This is a genomic window from Pseudomonas sp. URIL14HWK12:I6 (genome assembly GCF_000514195.1).
In the GTDB taxonomy this organism is placed as follows: domain Bacteria; phylum Pseudomonadota; class Gammaproteobacteria; order Pseudomonadales; family Pseudomonadaceae; genus Aquipseudomonas; species Aquipseudomonas putida_A.
In genome coordinates this window covers 1-19,382 of record NZ_AZVL01000032.1, presented here as the reverse complement: position 1 = coordinate 19,382, position 19,382 = coordinate 1, and the positions used below count along the sequence as shown (strand labels likewise).

At 61.1% G+C, this 19,382-nt stretch carries 15 protein-coding genes and 1 pseudogene; all 16 read right to left on the bottom strand.

From position 1 onward, the window contains the following. Nucleotides 1-52: 52 nt before the first annotated feature. Nucleotides 53-1,105, bottom strand: coding sequence for a pseudaminic acid synthase (gene pseI / locus H043_RS0125470; protein WP_027614227.1), 1,053 nt, complete (start codon nt 1,103-1,105; stop codon nt 53-55). Beyond that, entirely contained in the window at nt 1,098-2,603 is a 1,506-nt protein-coding gene (gene pseG / locus H043_RS0125465; RefSeq protein ID WP_027614226.1) for a UDP-2,4-diacetamido-2,4,6-trideoxy-beta-L-altropyranose hydrolase, read from the bottom strand. The genes pseI and pseG overlap by 8 nt, the downstream gene beginning before the upstream one ends. Next, complete coding sequence (gene pseF / locus H043_RS0125460) at nt 2,600-3,295, bottom strand: pseudaminic acid cytidylyltransferase (protein ID WP_027614225.1); 696 nt, start codon at nt 3,293-3,295, stop codon at nt 2,600-2,602. The genes pseG and pseF overlap by 4 nt, the downstream gene beginning before the upstream one ends. Continuing rightward, nucleotides 3,292-3,912, bottom strand: a complete 621-nt coding sequence (locus H043_RS0125455; RefSeq protein ID WP_027614224.1) for a pseudaminic acid biosynthesis-associated methylase — start codon at nt 3,910-3,912, stop codon at nt 3,292-3,294. Before H043_RS0125455 ends, pseF begins: the two co-directional genes overlap by 4 nt. Nucleotides 3,913-3,943: 31 nt before the next feature. Next, entirely contained in the window at nt 3,944-5,101 is a 1,158-nt protein-coding gene (gene pseC / locus H043_RS0125450; protein ID WP_027614223.1) for a UDP-4-amino-4,6-dideoxy-N-acetyl-beta-L-altrosamine transaminase, read from the bottom strand. Further along, nucleotides 5,098-6,099, bottom strand: coding sequence for a UDP-N-acetylglucosamine 4,6-dehydratase (inverting) (gene pseB, locus H043_RS0125445; RefSeq protein ID WP_027614222.1), 1,002 nt, complete (start codon nt 6,097-6,099; stop codon nt 5,098-5,100). The genes pseC and pseB overlap by 4 nt, the downstream gene beginning before the upstream one ends. Before the next feature lie 30 nt (nt 6,100-6,129). After that, the gene (locus H043_RS0125440) at nt 6,130-9,045 is read right to left on the bottom strand and encodes a TIGR00180 family glycosyltransferase (protein ID WP_027614221.1); all 2,916 of its coding nucleotides are present in this window, start codon (nt 9,043-9,045) and stop codon (nt 6,130-6,132) included. A gap of 55 nt (nt 9,046-9,100) precedes the next feature. After that, complete coding sequence (locus H043_RS0125435) at nt 9,101-9,838, bottom strand: cephalosporin hydroxylase family protein (RefSeq protein ID WP_027614220.1); 738 nt, start codon at nt 9,836-9,838, stop codon at nt 9,101-9,103. Nucleotides 9,839-9,855: 17 nt separating this feature from the next. Next, nucleotides 9,856-10,926, bottom strand: coding sequence for a class I SAM-dependent methyltransferase (locus H043_RS0125430; RefSeq protein ID WP_027614219.1), 1,071 nt, complete (start codon nt 10,924-10,926; stop codon nt 9,856-9,858). Further along, entirely contained in the window at nt 10,923-11,774 is an 852-nt protein-coding gene (locus H043_RS0125425) for an NAD(P)-dependent oxidoreductase (protein ID WP_027614218.1), read from the bottom strand. The genes H043_RS0125430 and H043_RS0125425 overlap by 4 nt, the downstream gene beginning before the upstream one ends. After that, entirely contained in the window at nt 11,771-12,997 is a 1,227-nt protein-coding gene (locus H043_RS0125420) for a class I SAM-dependent methyltransferase (RefSeq protein ID WP_027614217.1), read from the bottom strand. Before H043_RS0125420 ends, H043_RS0125425 begins: the two co-directional genes overlap by 4 nt. After that, nucleotides 12,994-13,554 (bottom strand): dTDP-4-dehydrorhamnose 3,5-epimerase family protein, encoded by a 561-nt coding sequence (locus H043_RS0125415; protein ID WP_027614216.1) that lies wholly within the window; start codon nt 13,552-13,554, stop codon nt 12,994-12,996. Before H043_RS0125415 ends, H043_RS0125420 begins: the two co-directional genes overlap by 4 nt. Further along, complete coding sequence (rfbG, locus tag H043_RS0125410; RefSeq protein WP_027614215.1) at nt 13,551-14,633, bottom strand: CDP-glucose 4,6-dehydratase; 1,083 nt, start codon at nt 14,631-14,633, stop codon at nt 13,551-13,553. Before rfbG ends, H043_RS0125415 begins: the two co-directional genes overlap by 4 nt. Further along, complete coding sequence (rfbF, locus tag H043_RS0125405; RefSeq protein WP_027614214.1) at nt 14,615-15,388, bottom strand: glucose-1-phosphate cytidylyltransferase; 774 nt, start codon at nt 15,386-15,388, stop codon at nt 14,615-14,617. The genes rfbG and rfbF overlap by 19 nt, the downstream gene beginning before the upstream one ends. A gap of 255 nt (nt 15,389-15,643) precedes the next feature. Then, on the bottom strand, nt 15,644-17,650 hold the full coding sequence (locus H043_RS0125400) for a calcium-binding protein (protein ID WP_027614213.1): 2,007 nt from the start codon (nt 17,648-17,650) through the stop codon (nt 15,644-15,646). Between the two features lie 96 nt (nt 17,651-17,746). Then, nucleotides 17,747-19,382 (bottom strand): annotated as a pseudogene (locus H043_RS29335) (calcium-binding protein); the annotation flags it as partial.

Sequence of the window (19,382 nt, the reverse complement as noted above, 5' to 3'; positions counted from 1 at the left end):
CGCGTTATGACTCGCAGGTCACGCTATTTTGCCGAATCGGTTGCAGATCGGGTTATTCGACCAACGACCAGTCCAGCGGCGTGCCACGTTTGATCGCCTGACGAGCGCGGCGACCGAGGACGGCATCGGTGTGCTTGGGCGGCAGACCGAGACCTGGGCGAATGGCGCGCAGATTGTCCCCGGAAAAGGCTTCACCGGCCGCCATGTCGGCAGTGACGTACAGCGAGCGGCGATAGACCAGCGACTTGCGCTCGGCCACGGTGACGCCGTAATGCACCTGTCCCATGGCCTGCCAGGCGCGTTCGGTTTCGACCACCAGACTGGCCAGCTCCGCAGGTTCCAGCGAGAAACTGGCGTCGACCCCACCCGCCGAACGGTCGAGGGTGAAATGTTTTTCTACCACCGTCGCCCCGAGCGCCACAGCGGCCACGGACACGCCAACGCCCATGGAGTGATCGGAAAGACCTACCTCGCAACCGAACAGTTCACGCAGATGCGGGATCGTGCGCAGATTGCTGTTGAGCGGGGTCGCGGGGTAAGTGCTGGTGCATTTGAGCAGCACCAGATCCTTGCACCCTGCCTCGCGGGCGGCGCGCACGGTTTCGTCGAGCTCGGCGATGCTGGCCATGCCGGTGGAGATGATCAGCGGTTTGCCGGTCGCGGCCACACGGCGGATCAACGGCAGGTCGGTGTTTTCGAAACTGGCGATCTTGTACGCCGGCACATCGAGGCTTTCGAGAAAGTCCACCGCCGTGTCATCGAACGGCGTCGAGAACGCGAGCATGCCCAGCTCTTTGGCCCGGGCGAAAATCGGTGCGTGCCACTCCCACGGCGTGTGGGCCTTCTCGTACAGGTCGTAGAGCGAAGTACCGGCCCACAGGCTGTTCGGGTCCTTGATGAAAAACTCGCCCTCGGCCAGATCCAGGGTCATGGTCTGCGCGGTGTAGGTCTGCAGCTTCAAGGCATGCGCGCCAGCCTTGGCGGCGGCCTCGACAATCTGCAGAGCCATCTCCAGCGACTGGTTATGGTTGCCGCTCATCTCGGCAATGATGAACGGCGGCGCATCGGCACCGATCAGACGCTCGCCAATCTTGAAACTACTCATCGCGGTGATCCTTCAAAACCTTGGTGAACGCGCAGGCACTCTGGGTGAATCCGGCGTCACGAAACACATTCAAAGAGGGGCGATTGCCCGGCAGCACCTGAGCGGTGATGGCGGTCATCTGCGGCCAGTGCTCGCGGACGAACGCCTCGCCTCGCGCCAGCAGCGCCCTGCCCCAACCCAGACCGAAACGCCCGTGCAGCAGATACAGCGACACTTCAGCCTCGAATCCACGCAAGTCATAACGCAAGACGCCGACCGCGCCGTCATCGGCCTCGGCAATCAACAGCAGACGTTGCGGGTTGCACAGGCTCGCATTGAGCCAGTTCAGGTGCTGCGGCCATTCGACTGCGCCAGTGTCCAGTGACCAACGGCGTACAGCCTCGGCATTGCGCCCGTCGAACAGCAATTGCGCGTCATCCAGAGTCGCCGGGCGCAGCTTGAGCACCGCGCCGGCCAACGCTGCCGCCACGCGCAACGCACCGCGCCCATCGACCAGTTGCCGTGAACGCTCGGCCAGACTCTGGCGCAGATAGACATTGTCGACGACAAAACCGATGGCGTCGCGCAGTTGTTCGACGCTGACCTGCTCGCGGGCACCCATGAACACATGCGCCCCCGCCGCCGCCATGACTTCGCCGTTGGCTTGCTGGTTGTTCGATACCGCGATGCAGAGGGTCGGCAGGCCCAGCGCCCCGCGCTCCCAACTGGTGCCGCCACCGGCGCCGATAAACAGATCGGCCGCGGTCATGCGTTGCTGGAAATCGCTGACGAAACTGCGCAGGCGCCAGTGTGGCCGTGTGGCGGCCAGTGCCTGCATTTGCGCCCACGCAGGATTGTCTGCACCGGCGACGAAATCCACTTCCAGCTCTGCGAAATCCTTCAGCGCCAACATCGCGTGATGGGTCTGCATCGCCGCATCGAAACCACCGAAATTCACCAGCACCCGGCGCGCCTTGGGCTTGATCGCAATGGCCGGGCAGACGAACTCCTCGCGCAGCATGGCGTAGCGCGGACCGAGCAAGGTGCGGCAGTCTTCGGGCAGCAGCGGCGCATAGTTTGCGCTGAGGCCGGACAGGTTCTGATTGAGCAGCAGATCAACGCTGTAACGGCGGGTGGCGAGATCGTCCACCGCCGCAATCCGTGGCGCCCAACGACGGGCAGCGGTTTGCCAGTGATGATCAAGGCCGTAGTGGTCGGCGATGATCCAGTCGAATGCGGCGTGACCTGCCAGCAAGGCATCCAGCGCCTCAATGTCCGCCTGCCACGGCAGCATCGATTCAATGGCTTGCTGCGGGTCTTCGTCGGGGTAGACGTCCGGCAAGGCGAAGGTCTCGAAACCTTCGGCAGCCAAGGCATCGAGCCGATGCCCGGGCAACCGCCGACAGGCAAACGCGACATGACTGCCCTGTTTGCGCAGCACTCGCGCCAGCGTCAGGCAACGGGCAATGTGGCCACTGCCGATGGTCGGCGAAGCGTCAGCGCGGATCAGCACTCTCATTGCAGTTCTCCGCCGGCCTTGAGCGCGGCGTAGAGGTATTCGGCGCGCTTCCAGTCTTCCAGCGTGTCGATGTCCTGCACCAGATGCCGCGGCAGAAGCACCGGTAGGCTCGCGGGTGAATACAACACGTCACCGCGCAGCCATGCCTCGCGACGGCCCCAGTAAAACTGGCCGGCGTCCTGAAAAGCTTCAGGCAGATCCTGCGAGCGGGTGTTGCGAAATTCCGGGTACAACGCGGTCAATGCGCCCTGCCCGTCCAGCGTCAGCGCACGCTGCACCGGGAAACCAAAGCTGCACACGGAGAACGCAAAGGCTTTGTCCGGGTGCTGCTGCAGCAACTCGAATCCCTCGCGCAAAAAACGCGCCTGCAACAACGGCGCCGTGGCGTACACGCAGCAGGCGTAATCGAAGGCTGGCAGTTGCTGCAAGGCATGCACGATCACCGCAGCGGTGCCGGTGAAATCATCCGCCAGTTCAGCCGGGCGCAGGAACGGCACTTGCGCGCCATGGGCCAGCGCCAGCTCGGCAATGTCGGCGTCATCGGTACTGACCACGACCTGTTCGAACAGGCCACTGTCGAGCGCCGTACGGATCGAGCGGACAATCATCGGCACACCGTCGAACGGCAACAGATTCTTGCGCGGGATGCGCTTGCTGCCACCACGGGCCGGGATGATTGCGACGCTGTTCAAGGACGTTTTTCCAGCAGAAACCAGGTGATGTCGTCCACCGGGAATTGTGGATCACGGTGATAACCAAAGCCGTAATCGAGCAAGTGCAGATCGGCATAACGATCGAGCATTTCCCCGGCGAAATCGCGCTTGAACAGCTTGCCGCTGTTGCCGCGATAGGACACTTCCACCGGTGCCGGATTGTAGTACTCGGCGATCAGGATGTAGCGCTGGCTCAACGCATACAACTGCGCATAGGCGGTCGGCAGCAGCTCCGGCGCCAGATGGATCAGCACGCCTTTGCTCAGGGTCAGGTCGTAGCTGCGCTCGCGGGGAAAATCGAACAGCGAGCCGTGCCAGATCTGCGCGATGCCCAGTGCCCGCGCCTGAGCACAGGCGCTTTCATTGATCTCGACGCCGAACAGTTCACTGTGCGGCAGCAGTTGACGCAGCGCCTGCAGATTGTTGCCGGCATTGGTGCCCAGCTCAACCACACTGTCGATGCGCCCGGCGCGGCTCAGGGCCTTGGCGAACAACGCCAGATTGGCCGCCACCAGCGGTTGTCCGACGTTGCGATCGACATACTGGTTGCCAAAGTCGCCCTGCCAGAATTTTTCCTGCTCACTCAGATCACGCATTGCACAGTCTCATTCGCCGCCGCAGCGGGATTTATTCGGTCAGCCGGCGCAATTGCTCAACCACATGATCCTGCTGCTCATCACTGAGCAACGGATACAGCGGCAGGCTGATCGCCTCGGCGTAATAACGCTCGGCTTCGGGGAAGTCGCCTTCGGCAAAACCCAGGTCGCGATAGTACGGCTGCAAATGCACCGGAATATAGTGCAGGTTCACGCCGATGCCGGCGGCACGCAAGCCTTCGAACACCTGACGGTGGGTCAGGCCAATGCGCTCGGTCTGCAAGCGCACCACGTACAGATGCCACGCCGAATCCGCCTCCGGCTGCGCGCTCGGTAACGTCAGCGGCAAGTAGGCCAGCAACCGGTCGTAACGCGCCGCCAGTTCGCGGCGACGGGCGATAAACCCGTCCAGTTTGGCCAGTTGCGACAGACCCAGCGCCGCCTGCAACTCGGTGATCCGGTAATTGAAGCCCAGCTCGATCTGCTGGTAATACCACGGGCCGTGGCTGGGTTCGCTCATCTGCTGCGGATCGCGGGTCATGCCATGGCTGCGCAAGCGTTGCAGGCGCTCCGTCAGTTGCGGGCGATTGGTCAGGACCATGCCGCCTTCGGCACTGGTGATGATCTTCACCGGGTGGAAACTGAACACGGTCATTGCCGCAAATTCCCCGCAACCCACCGGGCGCCCGGCGTAGCTGGCGCCCACGGCGTGCGAGGCGTCTTCGATCACGGTGAAGTTGTAGCGCTCGGCCAGTTCGGCAATCTTGCGCAGGTCGCAGCTCTGCCCGGAGAACGCCACCGCCACCAACACTTTCGGCAGCGTGCCGTCCTGCTCGGCCTGATCGAGCTTCGCGGCGAGGGCGAAGGCATCGAGATTCCAGGTCAGCGGATCGATGTCGACGAAATCGACGTCGGCGCCGCAATAGCGCCCGCAGTTGGCCGAGGCCAGAAAAGTGTTCGGCGTGGTCCACAAGCGATCGCCCGGGCCAAGGCCGGCAGCAAGGCAGGCAATATGCAGCGCCGCCGTGGCGTTGCACACCGCCACCGCGAAGTCGGCCTGGCAACGTTCGGCCATCGCCTGCTCAAAGCGCTCGATAGTCGGGCCTTGAGTCAGCCAGTCCGATTGCAGCACCTCGACCACCGCATCGATGTCCGCCTGATCAACGCTCTGCCGACCGTAGGGAATCATGCCGACAACTTCGCGTGCAGCTCGGCGATCTGCCCGACCGAGAGATAGTGCGGATTGGTGTCGGAGCGGTATTCGAAATCTTCACTCACCGGCCGCCCATGTTCGCCAAGCTTGTCGATGGAGAAATCGACATCGACGCTGGTAAAGCGGATGGAAGGCTGGATGGTGTAGTGGTCTTCGAACTCCAGGGTCATCCGCGCATCGTCCAGCGGCACCATCAGTTCATGCAGTTTTTCCCCGGGACGAATACCAACGTTCTTGTGCGGCAGATGCTCGGCCATGCCCCGCGCCAGATCGACGATGCGAATCGACGGGATCTTCGGCACGAACACTTCGCCGCCGTGCATCCGCGCAAAGCTGTCGAGGACAAACTGCACGCCATGATCCAGAGTGATCCAGAATCGGGTCATGCGCTCGTCGGTGATCGGCAGCTCCTGCGCACCGTCGGCAATCAACTTGCTGAAGAACGGCACCACCGACCCCCGCGAGCCCGCCACGTTGCCGTAGCGCACCACGGCAAAACGCGTTTGTTGTTCGCCGGCAATGTTGTTGGCGGCGACGAACAACTTGTCCGAGAGCAGCTTGGTCGCGCCGTACAGGTTGATCGGGCTGGCCGCTTTGTCGGTGGACAGCGCGACGACTTTCTTCACGCCATTGTCGATGGCGGCGGCGATGATGTTCTCCGCGCCATTGACGTTGGTGCGAATACATTCGGTCGGGTTGTACTCCGCTGCCGGCACCTGCTTGAGCGCCGCCGCGTGCACCACGTAGTCGATGCCGCGCATGGCCTGCCGCAGACGATCGGCGTCGCGTACGTCACCGAGAAAGTAACGCATGCACGGCGCGTTGAACGTCTGCTGCATTTCGTATTGCTTGAGTTCATCGCGGGAGAACACCACCACGCGCTTGGGCTGGTATTGCTCAAGCAGACGGGCGATGAATTTGCGCCCGAACGAGCCGGTGCCGCCGGAGATGAAGATCGATTTACCGTTGAACATGTGCTGATTCCTGTTGCTTGTCCGACGGACTCAAGCGAGTAACTGCGACCAGTTGACCGGCGTGCTTTCACCCAAGGTAAAACCTTTGCCGATGAGGGACAGGTTGGCGTTGTAGGCACTGTCCTGCGCAAAGGCGCCGCCCCACTTCTCACGCAATGCAGCCAGGGCTGATGGCGCTTGCGGCAAGAGGCCCGGATGCACAACCTGCACCAGCGGCGTCCACACAATGAGGTAACCCGCATCACCGGCCTTGAGGCACAGATCGACATCGCTCAAGCCGTCGGCGAACGTCACTTCGTCCAGACCGCCCAGTGCGTTGAACAGTTCTTTGCGGATCATCAGGCACACCTTCGACACCGCCGAATAGTTTTGCTCGACCGCCAGGCGCTGCATGTAACCTTCAGCGGCGTGTTTTTCACCGATAAAAGGCGAGCCAACGCCATCGTTCAGACCAACAATCAAACCGGCATGAGCGATCTTGCCGTCACGATCGACGAGTTTGGCACCGACGATAGCCACTTCCGGACGCTGCGCGTGATTGAGCAACGAATCGATCCAGTTCGGATTGACGACCTCGCTGTCAGCCGCCAACAGCACCAGATATTCACCCTGCGCCTGCTCGCTGGCGGCGTTGTACAACGCCGTCTCGCCGAGCGGCTGATCGGCACGCAGCACATTGACTTTGGGGTTGCGCAGCGTGCCCAGCCAGTCATTGACCTCGGCCGACTGATTCGGATTCGCTGCAATCAGCACTTCATAGCGGCTGTAACGGGTTCTGAGCAACACGCCTTCCAGGCAGCGACGCAGTGCCGGCAGGTCATCGATGGCCGGCACAATGATCGACACCAGCGGCTGTTCGGCGTGACGGTAATCAATCTGATAGGTACCGGGCGTCGCCGAGGTGACCCTGGCCTTGTATCCGCGATTGGTCAGGTGACGCAGCAGCGCCTGACGTTCGTGGGCATTCTCTTCCAGTACCGAGGCCTGGGTGATCAGCAGTGGCTCGTCGAGGTGCGCCAGGCCGCCAATGCCGCCCTGTTCGATGATGCGCAACAGCAGATCCAGCTCCAGTGCCTTGCTGAAGTCGGCCTGATAGCCACCGGCTTCGAGCAACACTTCGCGGCGAATCAACCAATGACGCGCCATCAGCGCTGGAACGCTTTGCAGCAGGTCCAGATTGAAGCCCGGGCGGAAGACGTCGACCAGCGCACCGTTTTCCTTGCGCTGGATTTCATCGGTGGCCACGGCACGCACACCTGTGGCGGACATCAGTTCCAGACTGGCCCGCAACAAGCCGCCAGCGGTGAACTCGTCGCCCGCTTGCGCCAGCAGCAGCCAGTCGCACGCTGACTGCTGAGCACTCTGATTCAACTTGTCGACGTAGTTGCTCTGGGTAACGCGCACGAAGTGCAGGGTGTTTTGCGCGGTGGTCGCTACCGGCGGTTCGCCCGTGGTGAACACCACAATCTTGAACGCTTTGCAGTGCCCCTCGAGCAGACTGTCGAGCGAGACCTGCACCTTGTCGATCTGGTCATCCAGATCCAGCAGGAAAATGCCGAACTGCGGGCCACCGTCATGGGCCGACAGCTGTCGAGTGATCGACTCGACCTGTTGCGCCGACGGCTCACGCGCGGCCAGCCACTGCAGCAGGCGACCGGATTTCATGTTGTCGAAGACTGCCTGATGGTCTTCAATCACCAGGGTTTCAAGCCGAGCAATCCACTCGTTCACCGACCCGGCGGCTTCGTCTTCACCCATGTCATCCAGATGCGCGGCAAGGCGTTTGACGACTGTCTGGTTGAAAGCATTGAGGTCGTGCGCCTGCCACAAACGGTCGACCACACTTTCCGGCGTATCGTTGTTACGTGCCTGCAGCAGGTGCGCCTGACGCGTCCATATCCCCTCAAGCCCTTCCAGTTGCATACGGCCGGCGGGCATGGCGTGCAGCATGAATTCGAACTGTTCCAGACGATCGAAGAACGGCTGGTTGTAAAACGGCATCTCGACGTACTGCAACGGACCAAAACGACGATCCGGATGCCTGAGGTTCTGGTTCCAGGTGGATTCGAAAATCAGTTCTGCAGTCAGCGCGCGCCCAGTCTTCAAGCTGTCGGCCATGGCCTCGAAACTCTGCAGGGCAAACGCCTTGAGCTGTCCGGCGTCGAGCCCTTTAATGGCGGTTGGCAGAGAGGCGAGAAACTCGGCAAAGGCTTCTCGCTCGGCGACCGATTTGCCGTCGGCGTAGGTCAGCGAGTGATACACATCGGTATTGTGCTCGGAGACACCGTAGTTGATCTCGCGTACCACATAAGGCATCGGCAGGATCCGCGCCTTGGCACTGGCCAGCAGGTAGTAGACGTGACCAATTTCCTGCCACTGGAAATTGGTACCCGCTGGCAACGCCGAATGCCAGTTTTTCATCAGGTCAGTACGGGTCACCGCATAGAACGGCGGAATGTACTGGCTCATGTAATCGATGACACGATCCTGCGCCCGCTCGGACGAATAGTCTTCCTGGACTTTCTTGTCACGACGGTAGTAGTTCACGCCATGGGCCAGAGCCAGGTACATCAGGCAATAGCCGTGGCACATGCCGTAGTCCTGATTCGCCTGCAGGAAGTTCACGGACTCGGTCAGCGAATCGTGCAGGATGAAGTCATCGTCGGCCGCCAGCACCATATACGGCGTGGTCAGCTGCTCCACACCATAAGCCAGTTTGGCCTGCATGCCCCAGTAGGCGAACTGCGGCACATGGTGATAATCGACGGCGGAAAAATCCCCTTCAGGCCGCTCGACCGTCGAGTCGAGCACCATGATCCGGCAGGGCAAGCTGCTGTAATACTTCACCGCCCGACGCAGGAACGCCGGCCGATTGTGAGTAATCAGCACCACGGTCAACAGCTCGTTGAGCGGTAGCGCCAGTTCAGAACTGTACTTGCCTTGCATAACTTCTCTCCACAACCGGCGACTCGCCGAGATAACGCTTTGGTGATGGTGCGAATTAACGAACGCGACGCAGATAGCCGTCCGGCGCCACGGTGATCAGCAGCTTGTTCTGCAACTGCTGGTCGATCTCGAAGTCCTGATTCTCTTCCAGGTACTTCCACACCGCGGTTTTCGGATTGTCGCCCGGGCCCCATGGACGATCCGGGAAGAAATCGGCCGGCATGTCTTCGACCACGGTGTCCATCACCACGCAGTAGCTGTCGACCGAGACCAGCGGCGCATACAGGCGCAGCTCTTCGAGCACGTGGTCGTGGGTGTGGTTGGAGTCGAGCACCAGAATGACCTTCTTGCCTTTGGCCGCAGCCTGCACCTGAGCGGCGATGGCCGGGTCGATGCTCGAACCTTCGATCATCTTGATGCGCTTGGCCATCGGGTGGCTTTCGATCGCTTCACGGTTGTGCGGGCGGATGTCGAGGTCGATGCCCAGCACTTCACCGTGACCTTGCAGTTCCAGCAATGAGGCGTAGTAGATGATCGAACCGCCGTGGGCGATGCCGCACTCGATGACCAGATCCGGCTTGACCTGCCAGATGATCTCCTGCATCGCCATCATGTCCTGCGGCAGCTGGATGATCGGGCGACCCATCCACGAGAAGTGGTAGCTGTACTTGTGTTTGGCCGATTCGTTGAAGAAATCACGGGCCAGGCCAGTGAGTTTCTGGTCGTCGCCCTGCTGGGCGATCTGCTCGCGGCACTCGGCTTCGAAAGCTTGGTTGATGCTGTTGTCGGTCATGTTCAAAGTCTCAATGGTCACTGGAACGAAGCGCTATCGACGGCGTGATAGACGTAGCGTCCACCGGTCATCCGCTTGATTTCTTCGAGGTAATTGGAGTTCATCACAAACAGGTTGGCGCCTTCGGGCAGCGCATCCATCGCCTCTTGCGGCGAGGACACTCGCTCGCCGCTCAGCGGCAGATAACGCCCCTGCTTGGCCGGGTTGATATCCACCACGCGATCCACCGCGACACCGGCGCGCTGCAGGAACAGCGAATAGATCACGCCTTTGGACGATGCGCCCCAGATCGCCGAACCCTGCTCGGGTGCGGACTGAATGATCTGCACCGCGCGCTCAAGGCTGGCGGTGAAACCGTCCGGCAGCGTCAGGCGTGGCACCGGTTGCTGCGGGGTCAGGCGCAACGTCGAAAGGTCGGCGACGATGTACAGGTATTGGCCGCCAAACAGGTGGCCGGCCTCGTGCACGGTGCCGAACATCCGGCGCAGGTCATCGAGGCGGAAATAATTGACGTGCTCGTAGAACAGGTCGAACCAGGCCTTGTGCTCGAGGATCCAGTCGAAGCATGGCACTTCGATGTAGATCTGCCCGCCCTGATTGGCTTCGGCGATCACCGCCAGAAAGCTCACCGGGTCTTCGATGTGTTCCAGCACATGGCGCAGGACAATGGCGTCAGCTGCCAGGCCAAGACCACGGGTGAACGGCGCCTTGATCACGTCGGCGTTCTCGCCTTCGTAGGCCGGATCGATCCCGGTGATCGAATAACCGAGGCCCTTGAGCAACTCAAGGAAGTAACCCTTGCCGCAGCCGACTTCGATCAGCTCCTGGCCCTTGAAGTGTTTGGCGATGATGCCTTCGACGTCGCTCAGGTGCTTCTGGAACTGGCCCGAATGGGCCTGCTCGTTCTGATAGTCGGCGTCATAGCTGAGCTTGTCGGCATCGAACGCGGCGTTGAAGATCAGGCCGCTGCGCTCATCCTGCACCAGCAGCATGTCGGCGCTGGCCGAAGCCTTGGCCGACTCCGGGTCGGCGAAGGTGCGGTTCTGCAACACCGGCAGGTCGGTTACCCGATACAACTCGTGCCTCATTGCGGCTCTCCCAGTAGCTGTTGCAAACGCTCGGTCACGGCCCAGAACGCCATCGGTTCATGGCTCGGATAAGGGTAATGGCCAAGGTTCAGTTTCAGTGCCGCACCGCGCTCGCGCAGCCGTTGTTCAACCAGTGCGCGCACCGATACCGGCTGGCCGCTGGCGCAATTGATCACGCCATTGAAATCACGTTGGTGCAGGATCGCGGCGAGGTAATCAGCAGCGCTGGCAATCGGCAAAAAGTCCCGCAGCTGCTCGCCGCCGGACATGTTGAACGACGCCTCGCCGGCATCGATCGCCCGGTCCAGCGCTGCCAGCAGACTGTTGGGGTTCTGCCCTTCGCCATGCAGGTAGAACAGACGCGCCCACTGCAAGGTGAACGGTTTTTCCTGCTGCAGATTTTGCAAGAACAGGTGCAGCGTGTGTTTGGCCAGACCGTAAGGGTTGCTCGGCTGCGGCTCGACACTTTCGCCGAGCGGGCCACTTTGCATGCCGTACTCGAAGCAGGTGCCAGTCACCAGCACTTGCTTCACACCCGCCTCGACCGCGCCTTTGATAAAGCGGTAGTCGGCCATCAGGTTGTGCTCGAAATGGAACAGCGCCCGATAGTTCGGCAACCCCGGCCAAGCCAGGTGCGCAAGGACGTCGATGCCGTCGGTGAGCGCCGCAATGTCCAGATCCGCCGCGTGAATATCCGCCGCGACGAATTCGACGTGGTTGATCCACGGCATGCTCGCCGCAGTCTCGACATTACGCGCCACCGCACGTACGGCGCAGCCACGCGCGAGCAACGCCGCGACCAGATGCCGGCCGACGAAGCCCGTGGCCCCGGTGACCAGAACGTTCACAGGACTTTCATCTCAGGCACGGCGATCACGAAGCGCCCGTCCCACTGACGCACTTGCGCCAGTTGCTGACTGACTTCGTGCAGCAGGTTCCACGGCAGCACTAGCACGTAGTCCGGTTTTTCGATGTCGATCTGCGCCGGCGCGACAATCGGGATCCGACTGCCCGGCAAAAACTTGCCCTGCTTGTGCGGGTTGGCATCGGCCACCCACGCCAGCAGATCCGGTTTGACCCCGGCGTAGTTGAGCAAGGTGTTGCCCTTGGCCGCCGCGCCGTAACCGACCACACGCTTGCCGTCGGCCTTGGCCTGCAACAGAAAGCGCAGCAGTTCATGCTTGATGCGTTCGGCAGCAGGCGCGAGGGTCGCGTAGTACTCAGGGGTTTTCACCCCGACATCCAGCTCGGCCTGCAACTGTTGCTGCACCGCCGGCTGCACAGCACGACGCTCTCCGTCCTGGCGCTGCACGAACACCCGCAGCGAACCGCCGTGAGTGCTCAACTGACTGACGTCGAACACTTCCAGACCATTGCGCTCGCACAAGGTCTGCACGGCGGTCAGCGACAGGTAGGAATAGTGCTCGTGGTACAGGGTGTCGAACTGCGCGCCAGCCATCAGCGTCAGCAGTTGCGGAAATTCGAAAGTAGCGACGCCGGTCGGCTTGAGCAGCGTGGCGAAACCACCCAGGAAATCATTGATGTCCGGAACATGCGCGAGCACGTTGTTGGCGGCCATCAGGTCGGCGCCCCAGCCTTCGCTGTGCAGCTGCGCAGCGCTGTCGCGACCGAAGAACACTTCACGAATCTGCAGACCCTTTTCCCGCGCCGCTTGCGCGGTGCTGCGGGTCGGCTCGACACCCAGACACGGAATGCCGCGAGCGGCGACGTACTGCAGCAGGTAACCGTCGTTGGCTGCGACTTCGACCACACGGCTGTCGGCGCTCAGGTCAAAGCGCTCGACCATCTCGGCGACATAACGCTCGGCATGGGCCAGCCAGGTGCTGGAGAACGAACTGAAGTAGGCGTACTCGGCATCGAACAGGCTGTCGGCGCGGGTGTAGTCCTCGGTCTGCACCAGCCAGCACTGCTGGCACACGGCGACCTTGAGCGGCACCCACTGTTCGGCCTGCTCCAGGCGCTCGGCATGCACGTAGGCGTTGGACGGTGGCGAGGTGCCGAGGTCAATCAGCGGCAGGCTCAGCGGTGCGGCGCACCCACGGCAGTTCATAGACGCACTCCGGCAAAGTGTTGATCGAGCGCAGGATGGCTGGAATCACGCGCTGACAAATTATTGACAGGCAACGGCCAGGCAATCGCCAGCCGTGGATCGTTCACCGACAAGCCGCCTTCGTGCTCCGGCGCGTAATCGGCGCTGTGCAGGTAAAGCAGTTCGGCGTCTTCCGTCAGAGTCTGGAAGCCGTGAGCGAAGCCGGCCGGAATCAACAGGCTGCGACCGTCGCCAGCCTTGAGGTGCTCGGCGTGCCAGTGCAGAAAGGTTGCGGAATCCGGACGCAGATCCACCGCCACGTCCCACACTTCACCGCGCAGGCAAGTGATCAGCTTGGCTTCCGGCGCATTGGCATTCTGATAATGCAGACCGCGCACGCTGCCCTTCTCGCGGGTGCAGGAATGGTTGATCTGGCGGATGTGAAATTCGCTGCCGAACGCACTCAGGCTGCCTTCGCAGAACAGCCGGGCGAAATGCCCGCGCTGATCTTCGAAGCGTCTGTGCTGGACGCTGAACAGCCCGGCCAGCGGCAACGGTTTCAAGGAAAACTCGCTCACAGCGCGCCTCGGTACAGGTTCAGTTGGCCGAGAGTGACGTTGCGCATGTCATCGCCGTTCTGCCACGCCAGATGCCAGTCGAGGGTCTGGGTCAGGCATTGCTGCAAGGTCCAGCGTGGCTGCCAGCCGAGTACCTGACGGGCGCGACTGCTGTCCAGACGCAACAGACCGGCCTCGTGCAATTCGCTTTTCTCAATGCGCAAACCGCGTGCCTGTGGCCAGCGACTGGCGAGCAGTTCGACCACTTCGCCGACGCTGCACATGTCGGCCTCGCCCGGGCCGAAGTTCCACGCCCCGGCGTATTCCGGGCCTTGTTCGTAGAGGCCGGCAGCCAGTTGCAGGTAACCGGCCAGCGGTTCCAGCGCGTGCTGCCACGGGCGCACGGCTTGCGGGTAACGCAGGGTCACCGGCTCGTCTGCAGTCCAGGCCTTGAGCACGTCGGGAATCAGCCGCTCAGGGGCGAAGTCACCGCCACCCAAGACGTTGCCGGCGCGCGCGGTGGCCAAGGCCAGACCGTGCTCGGCGTACTTGTCGGCCGGGAAAAACGACGCGGCGTAAGACTGCGCCAACAGTTCGCAGCAAGCCTTGCTGCTGCTGTAGGGATCGTGGCCACCGAGGGCTTCGTCTTCGCGGTACGGCCACAGCCATTCCTTGTTGGCGTAAACCTTGTCGGTGGTCACCAGCACGCAGGCGCGCACGCAACCGACCTGACGGATCGCTTCGAGCAGGTTCAGCGTGCCCATGACGTTGCTGGAATAAGTCCCCAGCGGGTCGCGATAGCCTTCACGCACCAGCGGCTGCGCGGCCAGGTGCAAGACGATCTCCGGCTCGGTGTCGGCGATGATTTCCAGCAACGCGCCGAGATCGCGCAGATCACCGCGCTGATCGTTGATCCCTTCGTGAACCCGCGCCAGTTCATACAGGCTCGGTTCGGTCGACGGATCCAGCGAAAAACCGCTGACTTGCGCGCCGAGGCTTTGCAGCCACAGGCTCAGCCAGCTGCCTTTGAAACCGGTGTGGCCGGTGACCATTACGCGCTTGCCGCGCCAGAAATCCGCACTCAGGCCCATTGCTTCCATGGGGCCTCCCCGCTCTGCCACAGCGCTTCTAGGTGGTTCTTGTCGCGCAGGGTGTCCATCGGATGCCAGAAGCCTTCGTGTTCGAAGGCGTTCAGCTGTTCTTCCTGAGCCAGACGCGCCAGCGGCTCGGCTTCCCAGGTGGTTTCATCGCCAGCGATGTAGGTCAGGACTTTGGGTGACAGCACGAAGAAGCCACCGTTGATCCAGCCACCGTCGCCACGGGGTTTTTCGGTGAAACCGAGCACCTGATCGCCCTGGCGCTCAAGGGCACCGTAACGTCCCGGCGGCTGCACCGCGGTGACGGTGGCCAGGCGACCGTGGGCTTTGTGGTAATCGACGAGTTGAGCAATGTTGATGTCGGAAACGCCGTCGCCGTAGGTGAAGCAGAACGCCTCTTCATCCTTGAGGTAACGGCCGGCACGCAGCAGACGGCCACCGGTCATGGTTTCCTCGCCGGTGTCGATCAGGGTGACGCTCCACGGCTCGCTGTAGTTCTGGTGCACGTCCATGCGGTTATTGCGCATGTCGAACGTGACGTCGGAGGTGTGCAGGAAGTAGTTGGCGAAGAAGTCTTTGATCGCATAGCCCTTGTAGCCCAGGCAAATCACGAAGTCGTGGATCCCGTGAGCGGAATACTGCTTCATGATGTGCCAGAGAATTGGCTTGCCGCCGATCTCGATCATGGGCTTGGGCTTGAGGTGCGACTCTTCACTGATGCGCGTGCCGAGGCCACCCGCCAAAATAACTGCCTTCATCGTCTCCCCTCTCGTTCGTCACCGGGCTGCGCATGGCTATGTTGAGCGATGCGGGCCGTCTGGCTAACCCTTTTGCCGCCTGCGGCGTCGCTGCGATGACCGCGAGCGCTCGTTTTATGGCGATTTGAGGGGGACTTGCAGGAAACGCGCCAGCTCCGCGAGCGCTGCGTCGGGTGCGCCGTAAGGCATGAAAAAAGGGATGAATCCAGCAGCGGACTCATCCCTTTCATTGCGTTGCATCAACAGATCGAGTGATCAGCCGAACATGGCGAACCCATCAACCGTCGCCGGCAGGTCGTAGACCTGGCCGTCGGCAGTCTGCAGGTGCTCGATGTTGTTGAACCCGGCGTACCATCCCGCCAGTTTCACGCCGTTGTCCGGCACACCGCTGCTGCCGTCGTTGGCGCTATGCAGGTAGGCGTCATCGCCGATGCGGGTGACGTTCAACTGGCTGGCGTTGGTGATGGTGTTGAGGATCAGGGTGTCGTTGAGATCCCAGCCCTCGTCCTGAATCGATACCAGCCCGGTGCTGTTCACGATGTAGATATCGTCACCCATACCGCCCAGTGCGGTGCCGCCAGTACCGGACTGCCCCGGAAGATTGAGGTTCATCACGTCGTTGCCGCTGCCACCTGACAACAGATAACTGTTGCCGGTGCCGGTGAGCACGTCATGACCGTCATCACCAAGGGCACTGCCGTTGTGGACCGTGATGGTGTCATTGCCTCCGTCGCCGTGGGCCACTGTACCCAAGTCATTCACAGCGCTGACGATGACGTCATCACCCGAACCGCCAGACAGTGTGTCGGCCTGCGCGACATCACCGTCGAGACCGGATTTCAGTCCGCCGTAAAGGTGATCATTGCCATCGTTGCCACTGATCACATCATCGCCGTTGCCACCTTCCAGGATCGCGTCCTCGCGGCCGGCATCCATCACATCGTTGAAACGACTGCCTTGCAGACCTTCTACGTCGTAATACATATCCCCTTCGGCCGTACCGTTCTGGCCAATCCTCGACAGGTTGACCACCACACCCGTATCGCTGTCGTCATAGCTGACGATGTCCGTTCCCGCGCCGCCGACGAACACATCCCGTCCGGCGCCACCGTAGAACAGGTCATCGCCGCTGCCGCCGAAGATGTAGTTGTCGGAATCGTTGCCATAACCGGTGAAATCGGCTGTACCGGTGTAGGTCATTTTCTCGATGAACGGGTCCATCTTCATGACCGACAGGCTGGTGTACAGCTCGTCAAACCCCATGCCTGAGTCTGTCTCGACGATGGTCACACCCTCGCTGTTGATCGTATAGACGTCACTGCCCCAGCCACCTTCGAAGGTCACGCCGCCCGAGTTAGCAGTGAAGTGATCGTCCAGGTTAGTCCCGACAACCTTTTCCACATTGATCAAGGTATCGCCCTCGGCGTAGCCGCCAGAACCGAAGCCCTCGCCATCACGAAACTCGATGCTGACCGCATCGTTGGAACGGCTGTAATCGACGGCGTCAAGGCCATCGGCACCGTCCATGACCATTGCGCTTGCGCCGGCGAAGATCACATCGTTGAAATTCGAACCCTGCACGGCCTCGATGCTCGAGTAGGTATCGCCGAATGCAATACCAGTGGCGCCCCACATGCTCGAGAGCTCGATACTGACGCCTTCAAGGCTGTCGGTATAGCTGACTGTGTCGAAGCCCTTGCCGCCAATGAACTGATCGCCACCGTCGCCACCCCACAGCACGTCATTGCCTGCACCGGCGACAATCACGTTCGCCTCGGCATTGCCGTAGCCCTTGAAGTCGCCGGTGCCGGTGAAGATCATTTTGTCCAGGAACGGATCCATCCTCTGGGTGTTGACGCTGGTGCGCAGCTCGTCGTAACCGCCGCGTTCCGCTTCGACGATGGTCACACCTTCGCTACCGACGATGTACACGTCATCTCCGTTATCACCTTCCAGCGTGATACCGCTGACCGAACTGACCAAGGTGTCATTGTTAAAGCTGCCGATGACTTTTTCGATGCCGACCAGGGTATCGACGGAGCCGTCCGCCTTGGTGACAGTGGCCAGCCCCTCGCGGAAATCGACGCTGACGCCGTTCGGCATCATCTGATAACTCACTGAATCGAACCCCTCCCCGCCATCCAGCAGATCGGACCCCGTGGTACCCCAGATCTGATCATCCGACTCCAGTCCGTAGAGTTCGTCATTGCCTTCATTGCCGCCCATGACACCGGCTTCACTCGTTCCATAAATCACTGACATTTGCTTCTTCCTTGCTTGGTTGAAACCAGGTTGGTCCTTCAGCTGCCAAGCGCACACCTGCGGCCGCATTGCGATTGCAGGTGTGCGATTCAGTGGTCAGCCAAACATCGCGAATGCATCACTGTTGGCCGGCAGATTGATGGTCTGATTATCGGCCGTCACGATCTGCTCGATAGTGTCGGAACCGGCAAACCAATCCTTCAGGCGCACGCCCTCATCCGGCGTCTGTCCGGCTGAAACGCTGTAACGGTGCAGGTAGAGGTCGTCACCGACACGGTCGACTTGCAGTTCCGAAGCGCGAATGTACGACAGCACAATCTTGTCGCCACGGCTGGTACCGTCGTCCTGAATGTTGACCAATGCCGAAGTGTCGATGGTGTAGATATCGTCACCTTCACCACCGAAGGCCGAACCGACGGACTGCAATACCAGATTATCCTTGCCCACGCCGCCAAACAGCGAGAAGCCCAGGCCGGTACCGATCAGCTTGTCATTGCCTTCACCACCATCAGCGATGCCATGAGTTACGGTGATGGTGTCATCGCCCGCTTCGCCATACGCACGGCTGCCAGTGTCGTTGGATGCGGTGAGAATCGTGTCGTTGTCATTGCCGCCATAGAGCGCATCAGCCTCAGCCCCTGCATTGGGTGCCGAACTGGCTAACGGCCCGGCCAGGGAAACCAGGCCTCCATAAATGAAGTCGGCCCCGTCGCCGCCATAAATCACGTCGTTGCCTGTGCTGCCCTCAAGAAAATCGACTGCCGAACTTCCGGTCAGCGTATCGTCGAATTGGCTGCCGATCACTCGCTCGATATTGAGCAGCACATCACCTTGAGCATCGGCGCCTTCGTTGACGTTGGTCTGCAGATTGATGTTCACAGCGGCCTTGCTGTTGATGTACCAGGCAGTGTCATGCCCTTCACGCCCATCGATCAGATCCGCACCGGAGCCACCAATGAAGTTGTCACCGAATGCGGTTCCGGACAGGGTGTCGTTGAAGCTGCTGCCCTGGAAAAACTCGATTCCGGTGTAGGTATCGCCGGCCGCGTCACCCGCATTGACCTTAGTTTTCAAATCAATGGTCACGGCGCTGTCGGATTGTTCATAGCTGACCATGTCCGCACCCACTAACCCGTCAAAAGCCATGGCCGCGCCGTCGGCGATGAAAATGTCACCGGCTATCGTGCCGGTCAAAGCTTCGATACTGGTGTAGGTATCCCCTGCTGCAATCCCTGTGTGAACCCCGGTTTTCAGGTTGATGGTGACGCCAATAGTCGTGTCGCCGTAGCCGACAGTGTCAAAACCGGCACCACCGATGAACCGGTCGGCACCCGCGCCGCCATACAGGATGTCGTTGCCATTGCCCCCTGTAATGATGTTGTCGATGGCGTTGCCCCAACCGGTGAATGACCCGGTGCCGGTATAGGTCAGACGCTCGACGTTGGCGCCCAGGTAGATCTGGCCGAAGTTGCTGCGTACTTCATCGTTACCGCCCCCCGCCTGTTCGATGACCGTGCCGCCACTGCCGTTGAGAACGTAGACATCATCCCCCGCTCCCCCCTCGAACGTCGCAGTGGCCGAATCGAGATTGAAGGTGTCGTTGAACGCCGTGCCGATCACCTTTTCAATGCCGCTCAGGGTGTCACCCTGAGCGTCGCCGCCAATGCCCGCGAGACCGACAGCATTAGCTCGGATATCGACATTGATCGCCTCGACAGACGTCGAGTAATCC

What these genes read in the sequence shown, in the direction of transcription:
- H043_RS0125400 (WP_027614213.1), bottom strand. Translation starts at nt 17,650, where the DNA reads ATGTCAGTGATTTATGGAACGAGTGAAGCCGGTGTCATGGGCGGCAAT.
- H043_RS0125440 (WP_027614221.1), bottom strand. Translation starts at nt 9,045, where the DNA reads ATGCAAGGCAAGTACAGTTCTGAACTGGCGCTACCGCTCAACGAGCTG.
- H043_RS0125455 (WP_027614224.1), bottom strand. Translation starts at nt 3,912, where the DNA reads ATGCGTGATCTGAGTGAGCAGGAAAAATTCTGGCAGGGCGACTTTGGC.
- pseG (WP_027614226.1), bottom strand. Translation starts at nt 2,603, where the DNA reads ATGAGAGTGCTGATCCGCGCTGACGCTTCGCCGACCATCGGCAGTGGC.
- H043_RS0125435 (WP_027614220.1), bottom strand. Translation starts at nt 9,838, where the DNA reads ATGACCGACAACAGCATCAACCAAGCTTTCGAAGCCGAGTGCCGCGAG.
- pseC (WP_027614223.1), bottom strand. Translation starts at nt 5,101, where the DNA reads ATGATTCCCTACGGTCGGCAGAGCGTTGATCAGGCGGACATCGATGCG.
- pseB (WP_027614222.1), bottom strand. Translation starts at nt 6,099, where the DNA reads ATGTTCAACGGTAAATCGATCTTCATCTCCGGCGGCACCGGCTCGTTC.
- H043_RS0125430 (WP_027614219.1), bottom strand. Translation starts at nt 10,926, where the DNA reads ATGAGGCACGAGTTGTATCGGGTAACCGACCTGCCGGTGTTGCAGAAC.
- rfbG (WP_027614215.1), bottom strand. Translation starts at nt 14,633, where the DNA reads ATGGAAGCAATGGGCCTGAGTGCGGATTTCTGGCGCGGCAAGCGCGTA.
- pseI (WP_027614227.1), bottom strand. Translation starts at nt 1,105, where the DNA reads ATGAGTAGTTTCAAGATTGGCGAGCGTCTGATCGGTGCCGATGCGCCG.
- rfbF (WP_027614214.1), bottom strand. Translation starts at nt 15,388, where the DNA reads ATGAAGGCAGTTATTTTGGCGGGTGGCCTCGGCACGCGCATCAGTGAA.
- H043_RS0125420 (WP_027614217.1), bottom strand. Translation starts at nt 12,997, where the DNA reads ATGAACTGCCGTGGGTGCGCCGCACCGCTGAGCCTGCCGCTGATTGAC.